We start from the raw sequence: 18,804 nt of genomic DNA on the forward strand, positions 1-18,804 counted from the left end.
GGTGCAGGCTTTTCGTACAGCCATAACGCAGCGGCGGTCTAGTTGGGGATAGGCAGACTAGCCACGCACGAGAATGGATATGATTGTCGACAGCCTGTGCAGCAGGTTCCGACCAGAATCGGTCACTCCCAGCCGCCCGGGTGAACGTCTGGTCGCGCCAGGAGCCGTCATTTCGTTTTCGAGAATGCGTAACGACCGTGGTCATGGCTGGTGATGGGTGGGAAGCGAATGGCGGCTGTCACATCAGTACGTGTCGGCCTGCGTTTCTTTACCGGGCTTCATTGTTCGATCGCGCGCAACCAAGAGGCTTACGCCGATTGACAGAATGAAGATTTGGCTTTCCCCGCCGACCGTGAGCCCAATCGCTGTCCTCGTAAGTCCGGCCTCGCCGATCACCATGCCGATATTTGTAAGGTTCAGCTGCGTTCCGGAAAGGCCCTGCGCAAGGGCTTGAAGAGAGCCGACCAGCAATGTCCCGCCGGAGAAGAAAATGAGGGTAGCTGCGCCAGCACCTGCGATCAGGCAAACGGCGGTTACGATCCGCCAGTGAGATCCTACTAATGCCGCCCAGGCGACAACGCCTGCGGCCGTGCCCAGCACCACCCCTTCGATGGGCCCGGTGACATTCGCTATGGACACTCCCGATAGCAAACCTACGCTTTCCCTTCCGAGCAGGTTGCCCAGCGCGCCAACGGCTAGGCCGCCGATCGCGGTTCCTGCCACCATCCATCCATCAGCACGGCCGCGCCACGTCAGAGCCGTAGCCATTCCGGCGCCGAGACCCGCACCGGCCAGCAGGCCGAGCGCGCCGATCATCGCCGCCAGGATAAGCACCTGCGCGCCGCCGCCCGTCGCTGCAATCAGGCCGTAGATCAGGCCGGCCACCGCACCTGACGTAAGACCCGCCAGCGTGCAGGCGCCGGCGACATGCGATCCTTGTAGACGCGGCGACTTCGGCAGCTGGTGGGATTGTTCGGCGACGAAGCGATAGCCGTGTTTGGGCACGGTCTCGATGAAGCGCGGATTGGCGGCATCATCGCCCAGCGCGCGGCGCAACGTTCGGATGCATTGCGTCAGCGCCTCGTCCGTAACCGGAATGCCGTGCCAGACCTGTTCCATGAACACGTCCTTGGTTACAAGCTCCCCGCCCCGCGAGACGAGCAGGGCTAGTGCGTCAAAATACCGGCTGCCAAGCGCGATCGGTAGGCCATCCTTGCGCAACTGCCGGTTGTCGCAATCGAGCTGGAACGCGTCAAAGCGCAGGATGCGGGCCGGTTTCTCCATGGCCGACTGGTCTGGTGTCATCTCCCGGTTGAGGCAAGAGTTGAGCGTGATTTCAGCCATTGCTCATGAATCGCTCATGCCTTTCACACGCGGCCCGACCATGGCCGCAGCGGGAAAAACACCGGGAGGCCCGACTATGAACGACCTATCTTCGCCCCGATCGCCGCTTCTGAATGGATGGCGGATCGCCGGCTGGGGCAGCCTTCTGGCCCTGCTGATGCTGCCTGCACTGGCGATGCAGATGACCGGCGAGGTGAACTGGACCGCCGTCGATTTCGCGTTCGCCGCGATCTCGTTGGGCTTTGTCGGAATTGTGGTTGAGCTGGCAGCGCGGTTTGCCCGGCCCGGTGCGCCGCGCATTGGCTACCTGATCGCCGGCTTCACCGCCTTTTTCACCCTCTGGTCGAACGCTGCGGTCGGCATCATCGGCGATGAGGACTCTGTCAATATCTTCTTCTTCCTCATGGTTGCAGCGGCGATTCTTTCCGCGATGGTCGTCCGGTTCCGGCCGGGAGCGATGCGATGGATCGCGGTGTTGCTGGCGATTGGTCAATATGCCGTGGGTATCGCCGCGCTCAGGATGATGCCCGGTCACGCGGTCGAATGGGGCTTTCTCACTATCTTTGCACTGTCGTGGCTGACGGCAGCATGGTGTTTTAACCGTGCTGTTCCCAATCAGACCAGTTAGGCCAAAGCGTGCCGCAGTGGCCGCTTCCTCTGACCAAGGTCGACCAGTAAGGGGTCGTTCCCCGAATGGGGGCTACTTGGAAATGAACCCGAGATATTCGCCATTCGCGGCCCTGAGTGGGCAACGGCGGCCGCCGACCAATTCACGACCTTCAGCGGCCGTGCTGTGGATGACCGTCCGTGCCGAATGCTGCCACCAGATGACGGAGCTTGTCGGGATTACGAACTATATAGATCGCCGCGATGCGCCCATCGCGCACGTCGAGCGCGGTGGTCTGGAGCACGTCGCCACGATCGATACTGATATAGCCGGGCAGACCGTTGATCGTCGCGGTGCGCAGTAGCGTCGGTACTGACGTGTACTTCCGACGCAGCCCGGCGAACAGGCGAAGCGCTCGCTCGATCCCGCGCACCACATTGCGGAAGGCGATCACCTTACCGCCGCCATCGGAATGTATCTCGACATCGCGCGCCAGCATCGCAGACAGTGCGGCAGCATCACCGTCGCGGGCGGCGTCGAAGAAGGCGCGCGCGATCCGATCGGCCTCGGTTGCCTCCACGGTGAAACGCGGTCGCGCATGCTGTACGTGCCTGCGTGCGCGTGAGGCAAGCTGCCGGACAGCGGCGGGCTCGCGTCCCAATGTCGTCGCGACATCAGGGAGCGTCATGTCGAACACGTCGTGAAGCAGGAAGGCGGCACGCTCCAGAGGGGACAGGCGCTCCATTGCAAGCATCAGTGTGAGCGTCACGTCGTCGGCGATCGTATCCTCTTCCTCAGTAGTACCCATCAAGGGTTCAGGCAGCCAGGCACCGACATAGGTCTCCCGGCGCACCCGGGCGGACTTGAGCTGATCGAGGCATAAGCGGGTGACAATACGGGTCAGATAGGCTGCCGGCGTGTCAACGCTCTGCGCCGTTGCCGCCCAACGCAGCCACGCTTCCTGCAGGATATCTTCCGCCTCGCTGAGAGAGCCAAGCATCCGATAGCCGAGACGCAACAGCCTCGGCCGCTCAGCTTCGAAATCGGCGAGACGTTCATCACCGTGCCGCACGAGTGTCCCCCATCGACAATGCTTGGCTACTGCGCGCGTCATCGCGCCAGGCCCAGAGGGCAAGAGCGGTCGTCAGTATAGCCGGTAAGGTCACAGCAGGAAAATCCTGGGACAGCGCACCTGTCCCACATATGCCGACCGCTACCTCCCAGAGATGGAACAACGCGTGGCCGGCAAGCCAGAGGGCGGCCGCGGACCAAAGGGGAACGCGAGACGCCGGTCGCGCGACGCCAATGAGAATCGCGATCGCTACGAGCAGGAAAATCAAACCGATGTCACGGATGAAATGCTGGTTGAACGGGCCGGTGGTGGTGACGCCGGGCACCGCAAAGTACCAGTTTGCTGGTGAGATCACCATAAAGAGCCCGTTCGCAGCGGACGCGAGACCGAGCACTGTGGCCAGTGCGAGCGGAAGTTTCCGGCTCATGCTGCACTCTCCTGCGACTGAGCGGCGAGCCACTCATCGAAGCGCGTGGGAGCAATCCGTGGATTTTCGCCCGGGACCAGCGTCCGGTCGTCGGCAGGCGCGCCGAAATAGTCGCGTTCGGCGGTAGCGCTGATCCGGCGCGGATCGTCGCGAGTGCCGAGCCAGCTAGCCGTAAACTCGGCCAGCGGTGCGCGCTCCGGTCCTGCCACTTCGATGATGCCACCGGCCGGGGCAGCTGTAGCTATCTGGGCAAGCAGCGCCGAGACATCGGATGCGGCGACCGGCTGGAGCGCGATCGCTGGCAGGTACACGGTGTCGCCCCGCGTATAGCCGTCTGCGATGGTGGACAGGAACTCAAAGAACTGCGTGGCGCGCACGATTGTGTAGGGTACGCCACCGCCGGCGATCAGTTGCTCTTGCGCCAGCTTGGCGCGAAAATAACCCGATGCCTGAAGGCGATCGGTCCCCACCACCGAAAGTGCGACGACGTGGCGCACGCCTGCGTCGCGCGCTGCTTCCAACAAGTTGGTCGTTGTGCCGCGGAAGAAAGCGAGAGCGGCCTCGTCCTCGAACGAGGGGGCATTGCTGACATCGACCACGACGGCGGCATCCGTCAGCGCTTGTGCCAGGCCGAAGCCAGTCAGCGCATCGATGCCGGTGCTCGGTGAAGCGGTGACGACCTCATGGCCCTCGGCCCGCAGCAGTCCGACGAGGGGCCTACCAATCAGACCGGTGCCGCCGATGATAACGATCTTCATGTCCATGTCTCCGATGCAAGTGTCTGCCTGCATGACGAGATGGCCACCACCGGTGTGACATGGGACGACAGCGGGAACGAAAAAATATCGGCGCCATGATGTCACAATGCGCCGGCCTACCTCGTCACGTCAGCGAGCGCCGATGCCCGGCGCGGGTGACGAGGAAAGCAAGCATGACCGATATGAAGCGTTTGAACTGGTCGGAAATCGCCCCCGAAGGCGCCAAGGCCCTGTTCGGAGTCCATCATTATGTGACCAAGACTACGGATCTTCCCGAAGAGCTGATCCATCTGGTGTTCCTACGGGTGTCGCAAATCAACGGGTGCGCCCATTGCATCGATATGCACACTCGTGACCTGCTCAAGACCATGGCGATCGACAAGGTCGCGCTGGTCCCTGTCTGGGCTGAGGTGCCGCACCTGTTTTCCGACCAGTATCGAGCGGCGCTGGCCTGGGCCGAGGAAGTGACCAACATCAGCACGACCCATGCCTCGGACAAAGCATATGCGGCTGCTGCCGCCGCCTTTGCTGAAAAGGATTTGGTCGATCTCACACTAGTTATTGCGGCGATGAACGCGTTCAATCGTCTTGGCGCGCCATTTCGCCTTCCCGTCGCCGCGAAGCCATAGGCTCACGAAAGGGGGAGCAACCTTTGCTTTCCCCTTCGGCGGCACGCGACAAAAATGCGTCGTTCGCCGATCGGGCTATGCACGGCAGCTTCCGTCAGAACCAGCCAATCGCTCAGCGCGGAGCCGTTTGGCAAAAACGCGCCTTCTCCACCTGGACGATGATGTGTTCCGGCCATGCTCGCTAGCCGCAGGCAGCCGTTTCGTCACGCGCCAGTGCATTGCCAAGTTCCTTGGCTGCCCTATTACTAACAGAGAAAGGAGCCCCGGCTGGCTCGGGGCTCCCCTGTCCATCCTCGCGAGCTTCCCCGAACGGGGCGGACGACAATGCAACGCAGATGGGCGCCATCGGGTTTCCGGCAACAGCTCGTAGCCGTAAAGTTGCGGGCACCTGCGCGGATCGTCCGCACCGAACATTCGCTCAAGCCGCTTCGCGCTCTTCCTCGTGACCCGAGCAGGCCGCCATCTGGTCCTTGACTGCCAGCTTCAGCTTCTTGAGCTGGCCGATCAGGAAATGGCGCGGAGGGAGACGCTTCTCCTCTTCGCGAATTTCGGCATCGAGACGCGCATGTTCGCGCTCGAGGTAGCGCAGATAGTGGTCGTTCATCGTCGAGTTCCTCATGTTCGATGATGGGGCCCGGCCCCAGCCGGGCCCTACGTGTATCAGTACTCCATCTCGGGCATCGCGGCCTTGGCGCCCTTGTCGTCCTTGGGCGCTTCGGCGACGAGCGCCTCGGTCGTGATCAGGAGCGAGGCCACCGAAGCGGCATCCTGGAGCGCAGTGCGGACCACCTTGGCGGGATCGATCACGCCGGAGCCGACCAGGTCCTCATACTGGCCGGTGGCGGCGTTGAAGCCCCAGTTGTAGTCCTCGCTCTCCAGGAGCTTGCCGACAATGAAGGCGCCGTCCTCGCCGGCGTTGTCGGCAATCTGCCGTGCCGGCGCGCGCAGTGCCCGGCGCACGATATCGATGCCCGACTGCTGGTCGTCGTTCGCGGCCTTGAGGCCGTCGAGCGCCTTGAGAGCGCGCAGCAGCGGAATGCCGCCGCCGGGCAGGATACCTTCCTCGACCGCGGCGCGGGTGGCGTGGAGCGCGTCGTCGACGCGGTCCTTCTTCTCCTTGACCTCGACCTCGGTCGCGCCGCCGACGCGGATCACCGCTACACCGCCCGCGAGCTTGGCCACGCGCTCCTGCAGCTTCTCGCGGTCGTAATCGCTCGTCGTGGTCTCGATCTGCGCCCTGATCTGCGCAACGCGGGCATCGATGTCCGAACGCGCGCCAGCGCCATCGACGACGGTGGTGTTGTCTTTGTCGATGATGACCTTCTTGGCGCGGCCGAGCATGCCGATTGTGACGCTCTCGAGCTTGGTGCCGAGTTCCTCGCTCACGACATTGCCGGCGGTGAGGATCGCGATGTCCTCGAGCATCGCCTTGCGGCGATCGCCGAAGCCCGGCGCCTTGACCGCCGCAACCTTGAGGCCGCCGCGCAGCTTGTTGACGACGAGCGTCGCCAGCGCCTCGCCTTCGACGTCCTCGGCGATGATAAGCAGCGGTCGGCCCGACTGGACGACCTGCTCGAGCAGCGGGATCATCGCCTGCAGGTTCGAGAGCTTCTTCTCGTGGATGAGGATGTAGGGATCGTCGAGTTCGACCTTGAGCTTCTCCGTGTTCGTGACGAAGTAAGGCGAGAGATAGCCGCGGTCGAACTGCATGCCCTCGACCGTCTCGAGCTCGGTTGCGAGGCTCTTGGCCTCTTCGACCGTGATCACGCCCTCGTTGCCGACCTTCTCCATCGCGTCGGCAAGGATCCGGCCGACCTCCTCGTCGCCGTTCGCCGAGATGGTCGCGACCTGCGCGATCTCGCTGTTGGCGCTGACCTTGCGCGCATGGGCTTCAAGGTCCTTGACCACGGCGCCGACGGCGAGGTCGATGCCGCGCTTCAGGTCCATCGGGTTCATGCCGGCAGAGACCGCCTTCGAGCCCTCGCGCACGATCGCCTGGGCGAGCACGGTCGCGGTCGTGGTGCCGTCGCCGGCCTTGTCGTTCTGCTTCGAGGCCACTTCGCGCAGCATCTGCGCGCCCATGTTTTCGAACTTGTCCTTGAGCTCGATTTCCTTGGCGACGGTGACGCCATCCTTGGTGATGCGCGGCGCGCCGAACGATTTCTCGATGACCACATTGCGGCCTTTGGGGCCCAGGGTCACCTTCACTGCGTTGGCCAGCGTATCCACGCCGCGCAGCATGCGATCACGCGCGTCGGACGCAAACTTCACTTCCTTGGCAGCCATTGCCTCGTCTCCTTTCTTCGATATCCTTCCAAGTGTCAGAGGATGCAGGTCGCTGTCAGGCGGCCTGCTTGAGTTGGGCCGCAGCCTCGATCACGCCGAGGATGTCGCTCTCCTTCATGATGAGCAGATCCTCGCCCTCGATCTTGACCTCGGTCCCCGACCATTTGCCGAAAAGCACGCGGTCGCCCGCTTTGACGGCGAGTTCAACGAGCTTGCCGCTGTCGTCGCGCAGTCCCGCGCCGACGGCGACCACTTCGCCTTCCTGCGGCTTTTCCTTGGCGGTGTCGGGGATGATGATGCCGCCCGAGGTCTTCTCCTCGGCTTCGATGCGGCGGACGACCACACGGTCGTGCAAGGGGCGGAAATGCATGCATAACCTCCAGATGCAAAACTGAGATGTGATAGGCCTGCCGATCCTTCGAACGACAGGTGACGCGGAATTAGGAAAGGTCATTTTTCGCGTCAAGATGGCGAGCTAAAATTTTTGGCACTCGGAGGCGCTGAGTGCCAAACGCCAGCTTATCAAGTTGTTCCAGTGCGACTTTCCCTCTTGACGCGACTCGCCTGCGTTCCAAAATTTGCGGCGCGGGCCGCTGCGCCCGCAGATGAGAAAGGAGCGACACAAAGGAAGGAGGCACAGCCATGTCGCAGCCATTTTCCCGTTATCTTCATCCCTTCGACGTTGCGCACAACCCGAGCCTGGAGCCGGAAGTGAAGCGCGCAATTCTGGCATCCTGGGCGTCCGACCGTTCCGCCGTGCGCGACCATCCCGACCTGCGCAAGCCCCCCGGCGCCAGGCGGGCAGTGCCGATTGATGACATCCTTGCCGCCATGCATGCGATCGACAGGTCCGCGGAAGGTCCCCGCGCTTCGCCATGAGCCGACGGGATTTCATCAGGCAGTTCGAGGGTCATCGGCTTACGACGGCAGAAATTCATTACTACCGCCCGGATGCGCCCTCGCTGCTGCAGCTATTCGTTTGGCAGGAGTACGATCTCGCGCCCGACTTTCCGGTGCTGTTCGCGTTTCTCGAGCATTGGCGGCGCGAGATCGAGGCCGCACTCCACTCGGTGCGCATTTCGCATGACGGGATGATCCGCCCTACCGAGTGGCGCGCGGTCGATGGCGTGATCGATATCCAGTGAAGCGCTTGTCTCTCAAGCGGTGGCGCAAGCCGAAGCCGGACGACGTGCCGGTGCGCCTGCCCTTCAGCGACATCATGGAGTTCGCGATCGCGCTCGTGTCGATCTCGCCGTGCGAACTGCGAGCGCTGGGCTGGACCTTTGCTCAACGAAAGCGACTGCTGGATCACATGCTGGCTTGTGGCCGTGCCGCCGAGGGCATCGAGCCGAACATGCTGGCCACCAAACAGATCGAGCTGCGCTTGCCGAAGAAGGACCTTGTCCGCTTGCAGCAATTCGCGGTGCGCGAACTGCCCAAGGCGGCGAGCAACGCGGCGGTGATCGACCGCGTGCTCACCGCCCTCGACCAGGCATGGCATCGACACGAGCGTCCATCACACACTGCAAGCTCTGGCGTGCAATCCTCGCCTACCTGAAGCGCGCCCCAGGTTATGCAGACCTGCGATCATCCTCCTCATTGGCGGCCGTGCTAGCGCATGGGAACTTGCCGCAGCACAGAGCATGCGGACCCGTGGGCCAGCAGCAAAGCGCAGGGCCCAAGGCATCGATTATAGCCGGTCGGATTTGCCCTAGCGATGGCGCCGTCCGGCATTCGAAGATGAGACCCTGCCTCTGACAATATCGCTCGGCCGCCGCGCGGTCGGGAAAGCGCAGCTCGATCGTCGAGAGCGGATCGCCCCCGCCGGTCCAACCCATCAGCGGATCGGCAACTTGGCCCCAGCGCTGGGCGAACCTGACCCGCCATGCACTTTGGCGGCGTCGGCCGCCGTTTGTCGCAGGGGCCAGCGGCTCGATGATGGCCTTCGCGCCGCGCGGAAACGGGGTCGCACCCGCGACGGCGACCGCTACATTGTCGTTAGCCGAAGGCCCGGACTCGAAAGTCCGGGCCCGGCCGTCAACGGGCGCCGCCATTGACGGGAATTCGGCGGGCGCTTTGTTCCGCCGCCTCCGACCGCGGCAGAGTCACCGTCAGCACGCCGTTCTTGAAAGTGGCAGCGACCCTGTCGTGTTCGATGCCCTTGGGCAGGCCGATGCGGCGCTCGAAGCGGCCATAGCTGCGCTCCGAGTAGCCGCGATCCTTGTCCTCGACTTCGGACTTTTTTTCGCCGCGCAGGGTCAAGGCGCCGTCCTCGACGAAGATCTCCACGTCCTTCTCGTCGAGGCCCGGCAGTTCCGCCGTCACGCGAATTTCCTTGTCGGTCTCGCCGAGCTCGAGGTGCGGCCATCCCGACATGCGGTCAAAACCGGCAAAGGCGGGCATGCCAAAGTTGCGAAAGACATCGTCGAAGAGACGGTTCACGTCGCGGTGGAGCGACTGCAGTGGATGGGGGTCCCTTTCCCGTTCGGCGCTCACCGGAACGGGCAACCGGTTTTCCTGCCGGCTCCAGGGAATGAGATCACGAATAGCCATGATGACATCTCCTTTTCTGGCTGGACTAAGGGCTGAACCTGCCGGACGCCGCGTGCGGGGGGGGTCGGGAGGCGGCGCCGGCAGGCCGGTGGACGCGGTTCAGGCAGGCTCGCTCGCCTTTTCCTTCACCTCGTCCAGTCGCTTGCTGTCGGATGCATTGCCGCCGATCTCGATCCGACGCGGCTTCATCGCCTCCGGCACGACGCGCGTCAGTTCGATCGACAGGAGGCCGTGCTCGAAGTTCGCGTTGCCGACCTCGATGAAATCGGCGAGCTGGAAGCGCCGCTCGAAGGCCCGGGCCGCGATGCCGCGATGCAGGTATTCGCCCTTGTCGGCGTCATCGGCACGCTTGCCGGCCACCGAGAGCAGGTTCTGATGCGCGACGATCTCGATATCCTCGGGCTTGAAGCCGGCGACCGCGACGGTGACACGAAAATTGTCGTCGTCGATCTTCTGGATGTCGAACGGCGGATAGCCATCGTCCTCGCGCGCACCCGCTTCGAGCAGGTTGAACAGGCGATCGAAACCGACCGTAGATCGGCGATAGGGCGTAAAATCAAAGTTCGGTCTCATCTCCAAATCCTCCATTTGAGCAATTTGGGCATGAGATGCGCCGGTATCGATGAGCCGGCGCTCTCGATGTCCAACCGGACCCGGTTTGGCGTCCGGTATCATTGAGCTAATTTTAGTCGCGCGGCTTTCAAGATGTCTCGGCCAAAAAAATGAGCAGGGAGCGGACACTGCGCTACCGAGGCGTCAGTAAGTGGGTAGGAACCTGATCTCACTTCGCAAATTTACCCGGCGATTCAGCCCGAGAAAGGAGGTTCAAGGCTATGGAATGGAAGTTAGTGCGCGAGGACAACGGCAGTATCGCGGTAGAGAACGGCGACCTCGATAGCGAATTTGCAGCGCTGACCTGGGCGCGGCATTGGCTCGAGAATAATGCAGATCACGACCGCTATCGGCTTCAGCCCGAGGCAGACGATAGGCCGATGTTAATGATCCGCACCGTTACCGGACAATGGTATGGGATGCTTATTGCCGCCGAAGCAGGCGCCACTTAGCTGGCTGCGCCTTGCGGCCACGTCATATCGGGTGGTCTGGGAACGATGCTGGAACTTCAGAGACAGATGCAAGGACGATCCGCCAATCACCCGCGATGAGGGTGCTGCTGACTGTAGGAGCGGCGCGAACGTCTGCGCCATCGGAAACCCGCCATTCAAAGCCAGGATGGCGAATGGCGGCTTCGTCCCAGATTTCGTCACCCCAACGATGAGGCAACAACCGGCCCCGTCATGCAGTTTGGAAGTAAAGCTGACCGGAGTAGGGACGGAGTTCGTCTCGTTATATTCCAAGTCATACCATCAGAACCCAGGGAAAATGTGGGAACGCCCGTGGTAACTGATTTGTATATTTCCAGATTATCAGCCAAAATCAATGCGATAAATCGCTTGACTGGTGACCCCTACGGGCACCCGGGCACCGTGGCAAGGTATTGATTTAACGTCGCTATTTGCCTTTAGCACGATTGCTATACCATCAGACATGCCATCTGTCCATTGGGATTATTTGGGTCTGGATGAGCCTGTCGGGGAACCATATGGGGTATATGACGGCATCTCTGGTCTGACTGTGATAAGTAGCCGAACCGATTTGCGGGCCATTGGCGGTTAAGGGGGCAGATCAGAAAGTAGTTTTAGATATGATCCGCGGATCATAGTGCCGCCCAGCGGTTTCTGAAATGCCGCATTCGAAGACCTGATAGAGGACAGCACTCGATCATTTACACGTTCAAGCTCAAACCGTGTTCTGCAACGGACGGCAGTCACGGAGGTGCCAGATTTGTCATTGTTGATTGAGTTCGGCTTCTATGCCGCCTATCGCGTCCGCCAAATGTCGTTGAACTGCATCGAATCGAGAGGGGTTGGCGAACGCCTCGGGGGACATGACAATATTCATACATGCCAATACCTGGCCGTTGCGCATTATGGGCCTGCCGATCGCTGCAACATCGGCTTCTATGCTGCCGATCGCCGTGGCAAAACCGCGGCTGCGGACCTTGCCGAGGTGGCGTTGTGCATCGCGGATGCCCATGCGCCCGAAGCCGCTCTGTTCCCAATCATAAATGAATGGCTTCAGGAGAGGGCGTCGGATGGCCTCTCCTGAAAATGCGAGGAATGCTTGGCCCAGCGCGCTCGACAGTGGGACTTGACGTCCGATCATCGGCTTGTGCACGAAAAACGAGCCGAAGCGATGAGTGGTTTCTCGAAATACCATGAACCGGCCATCGAAGGTGGCGAGACTGCCTGGCCATGATGTCTTTTTCAGCAACTGCATGAGAACCGGGGCCGCGATCTGAGTGACCCAAAGCGGATCAGTGAAGCCATCGCTGAGCAGGCGCACTTTGGATGATAGCCGGTATTCGTGATTGGACGGGCTGCGGATCAGATAGCCATCAGCCTCCAATGTGGCCAGAAAGCGATACACCGTTGTTCTGTTTAATCGGGTGTGTGCCGCGATTTCCGCGACCGTCGACCGTTTCAAGCCAACCTGAATCAAAACATCAAGTCCACGACTTAACGCCGTGACCCGGCGATGAGTCTGCTTGGCTGCCCGAGCAGATGCAATCGGATCTTCTTCAGTGTTTCTCATAGCGAACAACCCTGTAAGCTCCTTTCACCCAAACCGCAATATTACCCTAGAATTTCCTTTTATCCTTTACTCCACGGTGCCGTGGCTCCACTCAAACATGAGTTCGCCATGCGAACATTATGTGTCTCGCCATTGTCGGCATTGATCCTCGGGCCGTAAACAAATCCGAGTTGGCGGAAAGAGAACAGCTCAAGCGTGCGGTCGCCAAATCTACAGTAAAACCAGAAAACCTGGAGGGGATCATGAGGAAGATATTACTTGCCGGAGTCAGCGCGGCATGGGCAACATTTCCGGCTGCCGGCTACGCCCAGAATATCGAGAAGACGACAGAGCAGAGCGCCAGCGCTATTGCGGAGCCGGTCGAAAACAACGATCCTATGATGGAAATCGTGGTCACTGCTCAGCGTCGGAGCGAGAAACTTCAGAACGTGGGCATTTCGGTCTCCGCCTTCTCCGGAGAGACCCTGCGCACGGCAGGTATCACTTCCAGCATTGAAATCACCAAATTCACGCCCGGAATCACAGCGTCAGGCGCCGTAGGCGGACAAGGCATGCAGTTTTCGATCCGCGGCGTGACACAGAGCGACTATAATGACGCCATCGAAGGACCGGTCGCTGTCTATATCGACGATGTCTATATCAACTCACAGCAGGGTCATGGCATGGCCCTATTCGACCTCGCCCGCGTAGAAGCGCTCAAAGGGCCACAAGGCACGCTCTTTGGCCGCAACGCAACGGGCGGCCTCGTCCACTTTATTGTCAATAAGCCTGAGCTAAGCAAATATGGCGGTTATGCAAACGCGACCTATGGCCGCTTCGATCAGACGACGCTGGAAGGCGCGCTAAACATCCCGATAGGCGACAGCACAGCGCTGCGTGTATCGGGCACTTGGGACCGGCATGGAGCCGTGTGGAGGAACAGCTATCCGGCCGGCATGGTGACTGGCACACCGCTGAACTTCGGCGCTAGCGCCATCTCGCCTATTGGACAGGACCTAGGCGGTGATGACAAGCTGGCGGGCCGCGCGCAGTTGCTCGTCCAGCCCAATGATGGCCTGACAATCCGCCTGACCGGTTCAGCGCTTCGTCAAAACCTCTCCTCCTCACCCTGGACGACATCTTCTGTCGTGCCGGTTGTGGATGGACAGGACCGCGTCGTGGGAGGTTTCTTTGCTTCACCAACCGAGACGCGCGCGGCCGCTGGCCCGAACGGGCAGAATTACTATAATCCGGCAGTTCTCGGCTTCCAAGGCTTCCTTTACAGTCCGAATAATGACGGGCACCGGGCACCGGGAGCAAGCTGGTTCGGCTATGTGCCGGTGGACATCGGCGAGCGGCGTCTTTCGGAAGAATTCGCCAAAAAGAACTCCAACAGCTTCCGCGCCTATAATGGCGCGCTGCACATCGATGCCGATCTTGGCGGTGCACAATTGGCGTCCGTCACCTCTTGGTCTCGTTACAAGAAGAACTTCCTGCTCGATGGCGAGGCTTCACCTGTCAACGCTTTTGACTTCGGCACTCGCTCCAATGTCCGCTCCATTTCACAGGAACTGCGTTTGAGCGGCGCAAGCGGTGGCGTAAACTGGACTACGGGTGCCTTCTATCTCGACATAGACGCCCGAAACGCGCAGGGGCTGCTTGGTCCGGCGGGATCGGCGCTGGGGGTCGCTTTCGGTCTCCCCGCCGGCGTGGATGCCATGAGCGTCTACAGACTCAAAACACGCTCCGTCTCTCTGTTCGGCCAGCTGAACTGGGAATTCGCCCCGGCTTTCACCCTGGTGGTTGGGGGCCGTCTAATCCGCGAACACCAGAACTATGAGTTTTCGTCGGATGCCTATGCGGACAGCGGCGCGTACGTGATCGACACGGAGACTGCGCTGTTCCCCCTCCATCCGTCGTTCCAGCAAACCCGAACCGATTGGCCATGGGCTGGCAAGGCGCAACTCGAATATAGGCCGCATCAGGGCCTGCTGTTATACGCGGGCATCAATCGCGGCGTGAAGGCTGGTAGCTACAATGCCAAACTGGCGGACGGTTCCCCTCCCCTTCAGCCTTCCGAAATTCCATACGAGCCAGAGGCGCTTCTATCTTATGAAGCGGGTGTCAAGCTGACCGGCCCGAGCAACCGCTACACGCTCAATCTCTCGGTCTTCCATTATGACTACAAAGATTATCAGTCGTTCACTTTCACACATATTTCGGGCCTCGTGCAAAACCGGGACGCCCGCACGAACGGTGTCGAAGTGGAGGCAACGCTGCGCCCGTTCGGCGGGTTCAACCTCTCTGCCTCGGTCGCCTATGTGGATACGAAGGTCAAGAACGTTCAGGTTGCGCCCGGTGTTAGCCGCGATGCGCGGCCGACCTATGCGCCGGAATTTTCGGGCAGTCTGGTTGCCAGTTACACCCTTCCTGCCATGGACGGCGACCTGACGATTGGCGGTAATCTCAGCCACCAGTCGAGTGTCTATCACAACGCCCGCAACTTTCAGTCACAGAAGATAAGTGGCCGAACCTTGACCGATTTCTCTGTCCGGTGGGAGAGTCAGTCCGGTCTCAGCCTGTCTGCTTTCCTCAAAAATGCATTTGATAAACGATACAAGACGGTGGGTCTCGACCTCGCCACGGCGTGCGGGTGTAACGTGGAGGCTTATGGAATGCCGCGCACGTGGGGCATTATGATTGGCCAGAGTTTCTAGGAGAAACCGGATGAGCATGACGCGGCGCCGTGTGGTCGCGGCTGAACGCAATGGGAAATCGGTGATCATCGACGATGTCGAACTGCCGGAGCAGCCATTCCTTCAAACGCCCGGCTTTTCTATCACGATGCTGTGGCAGACTGCGCCGGCTGCCGAACCGGGGCGTACGCCGCATATCAGCAGCATCATTCCGGGGCCGGGCGGGACAGCACTGCTGTTCGTGACCTTCCCGCCCGATGCCGTCATGGCGGATCCGCGTTTTGATCCTAACGCGGCCGGTCGTGAATATTTGGAGCGGCTTCCGGGTCTGGCCGAGTTGTTCGAGCCGGATAACCCCGGAATGCACCGCACTCCAACGATCGATTATGACATCGTGTTCGATGGCTGCATCACCGCCGAACTCGATGATGGCCAGTGCGTAGACCTGAAGCGTGGCGATGTGCTTGTGCAACACGGCACCCGCCACGCGTGGCGAAACCGCTCGCAGGAGCCAGCGACGATGATCTTTGTACTTGTAGCCGCAGGTGATAACCAGAAATGAATAGCCTGCCCAAGAGTGGACGACTTGCGCTCGCCTGCGCCTCACATTCTCCTCTCATGGAAAAAGGAGAATGTGAGGGTGGTGTTCGGGAAACCATTCTCGCCGCCTTCAGGTCACTTGCCGGGTTCATCGACGATTTCGGTGCCGACCTGATCATTCAATTCTCACCAGACCATTTCAATTCTTTCTTTTACAACATGATGCCCACCTTCTGCGTCGGGATCAGCGCGGAGTCCATCGGCGACTGGGGGACCGCCACGGGGCCTCTCTCCGTTCCGGTTACAGATGCGGAAGAACTTGCCGGCGCCCTGATAGCAGAGGGCTTCGACATCACCACCAGCCGGCGGATGACGGTCGATCATGGCTTCGTGCAAATATGGGAACAGATGTTCGGCAGTTTTTCCGGTCTTCCGATCATTCCCATTTTCATCAACTGCATCGCCCCGCCTTCGCCCACAACGCGGCGGGTACGAGAAATCGGCGAGGCCGTTGGACGTTTTGCCTTGGGAACGGGAAAGCGCGTTCTCATTGTCAGTTCCGGCGGGCTGAGCCACGACCCACCTATCCCTCGCCTCGCGACATCTTCGCCCGATGTTCGGGCGCAACTGATCGACGGCCCAACATCTATTGCCGCCGCTCGTCAGGAGCGAGAGAAACGTACTCTTGCGGTCAGCCATGAGGCCTCTCGCGGCAGTGCATCCATATTGCCCGTGTCCGAACAGTGGGATCGGCAATTCCTGAATTCGTTCCGCTTCGGGAAGTCTGATATATTCGACACAATGCAATATGATCACATCGTTCGGGAGGGGGGGCGTGCCGGGCCGGAAGTCCTGTGTTGGATCGCGGCTTTGGCTGCGCTTCGCGTTGGAGGCGCGATCCATACTGACTTGTATTGCTATGAAGCCATTCAGGGCTGGCTGTCCGGCATGGCGATCTTATCCGGCGTGAATGAAGAGGAGAGCGTCCGTGACATATGAAAGCATATGGAGTGAATTGCGCGGCGTTACCTTCGAACAGGGCTGGCTCGATGCGGACGGAATCAAGACGCGGTATTTGATGGCCGGTGATCGGTCGCGTCCGCTCCTGATCCTGTTGCACGGCGTGGGTGGACATGCGGAGGCATATGTCCGCAACCTCGGTCCTCACGCGGAGCATTTCTGGACCGTGGCCATCGACATGATGGGGCATGGATGGACGGATAAACCGCAAGCGGATTATCAAGTAGCCGACTACGGGAGGCATGTCCTTGCCGTTGTGCGCACACTGGGGCGCGAACGTGCCTTGATTTCGGGTGAAAGCCTCGGCGGCTGGGTGGCGACCTGGCTTGCGGTCCATCATCCGGAGCGTGTCGAAAAGCTGGTGCTGAACACTGCGGGGGGATGGACGGCTCATCCAGAGGTGATGGAGCGCTTGAAACGCCTCTCGATCGAAGCGGCGACGGACCCAAGCCCGGAACGTGTCCGGAGCAGGCTCGAATGGCTTATGTTCGACAAGAGTCGCGTGAACGACGACCTTATCGAAACCCGGCGCGCAATCTATGCACAGCCCGGTTACGCGGAAGTGATGAAGCACATTATGTGTCTACAGGACATGGAGGTTCGGCGACCTAACATGATCACGGAGCTTCAGTATAAGTCCATTCAATGCCCTACCCTGGTTGTTTGGACATCCCACGATCCATCGGCAACACCTGCAGAGGGAGCACAGATTGCGGGCATGATTCCGAATTCTCAATTTGTCGTCATGAATGAATGCGGGCACTGGCCACAGTATGAGAATGCAGCCGAATTCAACGGGATGCATATCAGGTTTTTGCTTCGCTAGCCGGTACCCCGGCGATGACCCATGCCGCTTCTGCCACTTACCTTTCAAAATTTATCCATGCCGCTGAGGTCCCATGACCGCATTCACACTTTTCCATCCTGATCAGTATCGAGATATCCGCGATGCCGTACGCGATCTTTGCCGCCAGTTTCCTAACGAGTACCATCGTCAAATTGACGAGAAACGCGCCTACCCAGAGGACTTCGTCAACGCGCTGACCAAGGCGGGCTGGCTCGCCGCATTGATCCCACAGGAATACGGCGGTTCCGGTTTGTCCATGGCCGAGGCGTCGGTGATTATGGAAGAAATCAACCGCGCCGGTGGCAATTCTGGAGCGTGCCATGGACAAATGTATGTGATGAACACTATCGTGTACAGCGGCACCCAAGCGCAGAAGGAGCGTTACCTGCCTCGCATCGCGGCCGGCGAGTTGCGCGTGCAATCCATGGGCGTGACCGAGCCGGGCACTGGCAGCGATACGACGAAGCTCAGGACTTCAGCAGTCAGGAAGGACGGACGCTGGGTCATAAACGGTCAAAAGGTCTGGATTTCCCGCGTACAGCACAGCGACCTCCTGATCTTGCTCGCGCGCACGACCCCTCTGGCCGAGGTGCAACGAAAGAGCGATGGCCTGAGTTGTTTCATCGTTGAACTCGACAAGGCCATCGGTAACGGCCTGACGGTGCGGCCCATTCTCAACATGGTCAACCATGAGACAAACGAGTTGTTCTTCGACAATCTGGAATTGCCCGAAGACGCGTTGTTGGGCGCCGAAGGCAAAGGCTTGAAGGCCATTTTCGACGGTTTGAATGCGGAACGCACCTTGATCGCCGCCGAATGCATCGGCGATGGCTATTGGTTTCTCGAAAAGGCGCGCGACTATGCGAGCCAACGCAAGGTGTTCGATCGTCCTATCGGACAGAATCAGGGTGTCCAGTTCCCTCTGGCTGAGGCCTTCATCGAACTGGAAGCCGCCAACCTGATGCGGTGGCGCGCTTGCGAGAAAATAGATGCGTGCCAGAATGCGGGTGTTGAAGCCAACATGGCAAAGTATCTTGCAGCCAAGGCGAGCTGGGAAGCCGCCAACGCTTGCCTACAGACATATGGTGGTTTCGGTTTTGCTTGCGAATACGATGTGGAACGCAAATTCCGCGAGACGCGCCTGTACCAAGTCGCGCCTGTCTCCACCAACATGATATTGAGCTACGTCGCCGAGCATGTGCTCGGGCTACCCCGTTCCTACTGATCTTTGGAAGGCGTTCTGGTCATGATGACCCTTGCACCGATTAAGTGCCACGAGAAGGCGTTTGTGAAATCCGACGATACGGGAGTCGACATCAGCAACGTGAAGATATCGATAAACTCATTTGACGGAGATCACGGTGACCCGTGCGCTCTCTAGACCATGAATGAGA

The 18,804-nt window shown here is 60.3% G+C and carries 22 protein-coding genes; 11 read left to right on the forward strand and 11 right to left on the reverse strand.

Translation table 11 applies throughout. From position 1 onward, the window contains the following. Window positions 1-243: 243 nt before the first annotated feature. Complete coding sequence (locus K426_RS18605) at window positions 244-1,344, reverse strand: winged helix-turn-helix domain-containing protein (protein ID WP_082748701.1); 1,101 nt, start codon at window positions 1,342-1,344, stop codon at window positions 244-246. A gap of 76 nt (window positions 1,345-1,420) precedes the next feature. Here K426_RS18605 and K426_RS18610 point away from each other — a divergent pair, with 76 nt between their 5' ends. Beyond that, window positions 1,421-1,972: a hypothetical protein gene (locus K426_RS18610; protein ID WP_066560359.1), complete on the forward strand. Its 552-nt coding sequence runs from the start codon at window positions 1,421-1,423 to the stop codon at window positions 1,970-1,972. 151 nt (window positions 1,973-2,123) lie between these two features. On the opposite strand, the gene K426_RS18615 is transcribed toward K426_RS18610, so the two are convergent. Genes K426_RS18615 through K426_RS18625 form a run of 3 tightly spaced genes read right to left on the reverse strand, consistent with a single transcriptional unit; the run spans window position 2,124 to window position 4,208 of the window. Beyond that, entirely contained in the window at window positions 2,124-3,023 is a 900-nt protein-coding gene (locus K426_RS18615) for a sigma-70 family RNA polymerase sigma factor (RefSeq protein WP_257721800.1), read from the reverse strand. Further along, a complete protein-coding gene (locus K426_RS18620) occupies window positions 3,010-3,450 on the reverse strand; it encodes a hypothetical protein (protein WP_066560366.1) in 441 nt (146 codons plus the stop codon). Before K426_RS18620 ends, K426_RS18615 begins: the two co-directional genes overlap by 14 nt. Next, the gene (locus tag K426_RS18625) at window positions 3,447-4,208 is read right to left on the reverse strand and encodes an SDR family oxidoreductase (protein WP_066562008.1); all 762 of its coding nucleotides are present in this window, start codon (window positions 4,206-4,208) and stop codon (window positions 3,447-3,449) included. The genes K426_RS18620 and K426_RS18625 overlap by 4 nt, the downstream gene beginning before the upstream one ends. Before the next feature lie 173 nt (window positions 4,209-4,381). On the opposite strand from K426_RS18625, the gene K426_RS18630 reads away from it, so the two are divergent. Then, complete coding sequence (locus K426_RS18630; RefSeq protein WP_237229844.1) at window positions 4,382-4,837, forward strand: carboxymuconolactone decarboxylase family protein; 456 nt, start codon at window positions 4,382-4,384, stop codon at window positions 4,835-4,837. Between the two features lie 418 nt (window positions 4,838-5,255). Here the strand turns inward: K426_RS18630 and K426_RS18635 are convergent, their stop codons facing one another. From K426_RS18635 to groES, 3 genes are read right to left on the reverse strand one after another with little or no spacing between them, the layout of a single operon-like run. Continuing rightward, complete coding sequence (locus K426_RS18635) at window positions 5,256-5,441, reverse strand: YdcH family protein (protein WP_066560368.1); 186 nt, start codon at window positions 5,439-5,441, stop codon at window positions 5,256-5,258. A gap of 56 nt (window positions 5,442-5,497) precedes the next feature. After that, the gene (gene groL / locus K426_RS18640) at window positions 5,498-7,123 is read right to left on the reverse strand and encodes a chaperonin GroEL (protein WP_066560370.1); all 1,626 of its coding nucleotides are present in this window, start codon (window positions 7,121-7,123) and stop codon (window positions 5,498-5,500) included. 55 nt (window positions 7,124-7,178) lie between these two features. Beyond that, window positions 7,179-7,493, reverse strand: coding sequence for a co-chaperone GroES (gene groES / locus K426_RS18645; protein ID WP_066560374.1), 315 nt, complete (start codon window positions 7,491-7,493; stop codon window positions 7,179-7,181). Window positions 7,494-7,765: 272 nt separating this feature from the next. Here groES and K426_RS18650 point away from each other — a divergent pair, with 272 nt between their 5' ends. Genes K426_RS18650 through K426_RS18660 form a run of 3 tightly spaced genes read left to right on the forward strand, consistent with a single transcriptional unit; the run spans window position 7,766 to window position 8,681 of the window. Then, window positions 7,766-8,002, forward strand: coding sequence for a hypothetical protein (locus tag K426_RS18650; protein ID WP_066560376.1), 237 nt, complete (start codon window positions 7,766-7,768; stop codon window positions 8,000-8,002). Beyond that, window positions 7,999-8,268 (forward strand): usg protein, encoded by a 270-nt coding sequence (locus K426_RS18655; protein WP_066560378.1) that lies wholly within the window; start codon window positions 7,999-8,001, stop codon window positions 8,266-8,268. Before K426_RS18650 ends, K426_RS18655 begins: the two co-directional genes overlap by 4 nt. Continuing rightward, window positions 8,265-8,681 (forward strand): hypothetical protein, encoded by a 417-nt coding sequence (locus K426_RS18660; RefSeq protein WP_066560380.1) that lies wholly within the window; start codon window positions 8,265-8,267, stop codon window positions 8,679-8,681. The genes K426_RS18655 and K426_RS18660 overlap by 4 nt, the downstream gene beginning before the upstream one ends. Window positions 8,682-8,694: 13 nt before the next feature. Here the strand turns inward: K426_RS18660 and K426_RS18665 are convergent, their stop codons facing one another. The 3 genes from K426_RS18665 to K426_RS18675 form a co-directional block, all read right to left on the reverse strand. Then, window positions 8,695-9,177, reverse strand: a complete 483-nt coding sequence (locus K426_RS18665; RefSeq protein ID WP_066560382.1) for an NADH dehydrogenase ubiquinone Fe-S protein 4 — start codon at window positions 9,175-9,177, stop codon at window positions 8,695-8,697. Beyond that, entirely contained in the window at window positions 9,161-9,676 is a 516-nt protein-coding gene (locus tag K426_RS18670) for an Hsp20/alpha crystallin family protein (RefSeq protein WP_066560384.1), read from the reverse strand. Before K426_RS18670 ends, K426_RS18665 begins: the two co-directional genes overlap by 17 nt. A gap of 99 nt (window positions 9,677-9,775) precedes the next feature. Beyond that, window positions 9,776-10,249 carry an Hsp20 family protein gene (locus K426_RS18675; RefSeq protein ID WP_066562012.1) on the reverse strand — a complete coding sequence of 158 codons (474 nt, stop codon included), beginning with the start codon at window positions 10,247-10,249 and terminating at the stop codon, window positions 9,776-9,778. Between the two features lie 260 nt (window positions 10,250-10,509). On the opposite strand from K426_RS18675, the gene K426_RS18680 reads away from it, so the two are divergent. Continuing rightward, complete coding sequence (locus K426_RS18680; protein ID WP_066560386.1) at window positions 10,510-10,740, forward strand: hypothetical protein; 231 nt, start codon at window positions 10,510-10,512, stop codon at window positions 10,738-10,740. 781 nt (window positions 10,741-11,521) lie between these two features. On the opposite strand, the gene K426_RS18685 is transcribed toward K426_RS18680, so the two are convergent. Further along, on the reverse strand, window positions 11,522-12,328 hold the full coding sequence (locus K426_RS18685) for a helix-turn-helix domain-containing protein (RefSeq protein WP_082748703.1): 807 nt from the start codon (window positions 12,326-12,328) through the stop codon (window positions 11,522-11,524). A gap of 119 nt (window positions 12,329-12,447) precedes the next feature. On the opposite strand from K426_RS18685, the gene K426_RS18690 reads away from it, so the two are divergent. The 5 genes from K426_RS18690 to K426_RS18710 all read left to right on the forward strand — a co-directional run bounded on the left by K426_RS18690 (window position 12,448) and on the right by K426_RS18710 (window position 18,635). After that, window positions 12,448-15,024, forward strand: coding sequence for a TonB-dependent receptor (locus tag K426_RS18690; RefSeq protein ID WP_082748705.1), 2,577 nt, complete (start codon window positions 12,448-12,450; stop codon window positions 15,022-15,024). A gap of 10 nt (window positions 15,025-15,034) precedes the next feature. Beyond that, complete coding sequence (locus tag K426_RS18695) at window positions 15,035-15,565, forward strand: cupin domain-containing protein (protein ID WP_082748707.1); 531 nt, start codon at window positions 15,035-15,037, stop codon at window positions 15,563-15,565. Further along, on the forward strand, window positions 15,562-16,542 hold the full coding sequence (locus tag K426_RS18700; protein ID WP_066560393.1) for a 3-carboxyethylcatechol 2,3-dioxygenase: 981 nt from the start codon (window positions 15,562-15,564) through the stop codon (window positions 16,540-16,542). The genes K426_RS18695 and K426_RS18700 overlap by 4 nt, the downstream gene beginning before the upstream one ends. Further along, complete coding sequence (locus K426_RS18705; RefSeq protein WP_197672729.1) at window positions 16,532-17,389, forward strand: alpha/beta fold hydrolase; 858 nt, start codon at window positions 16,532-16,534, stop codon at window positions 17,387-17,389. The genes K426_RS18700 and K426_RS18705 overlap by 11 nt, the downstream gene beginning before the upstream one ends. 73 nt (window positions 17,390-17,462) lie before the next feature. Next, a complete protein-coding gene (locus K426_RS18710; protein ID WP_066560397.1) occupies window positions 17,463-18,635 on the forward strand; it encodes an acyl-CoA dehydrogenase family protein in 1,173 nt (390 codons plus the stop codon). Window positions 18,636-18,804: the final 169 nt, after the last annotated feature.

This window comes from Sphingobium sp. TKS (genome assembly GCF_001563265.1).
In the GTDB taxonomy this organism is placed as follows: Bacteria; Pseudomonadota; Alphaproteobacteria; order Sphingomonadales; family Sphingomonadaceae; genus Sphingobium.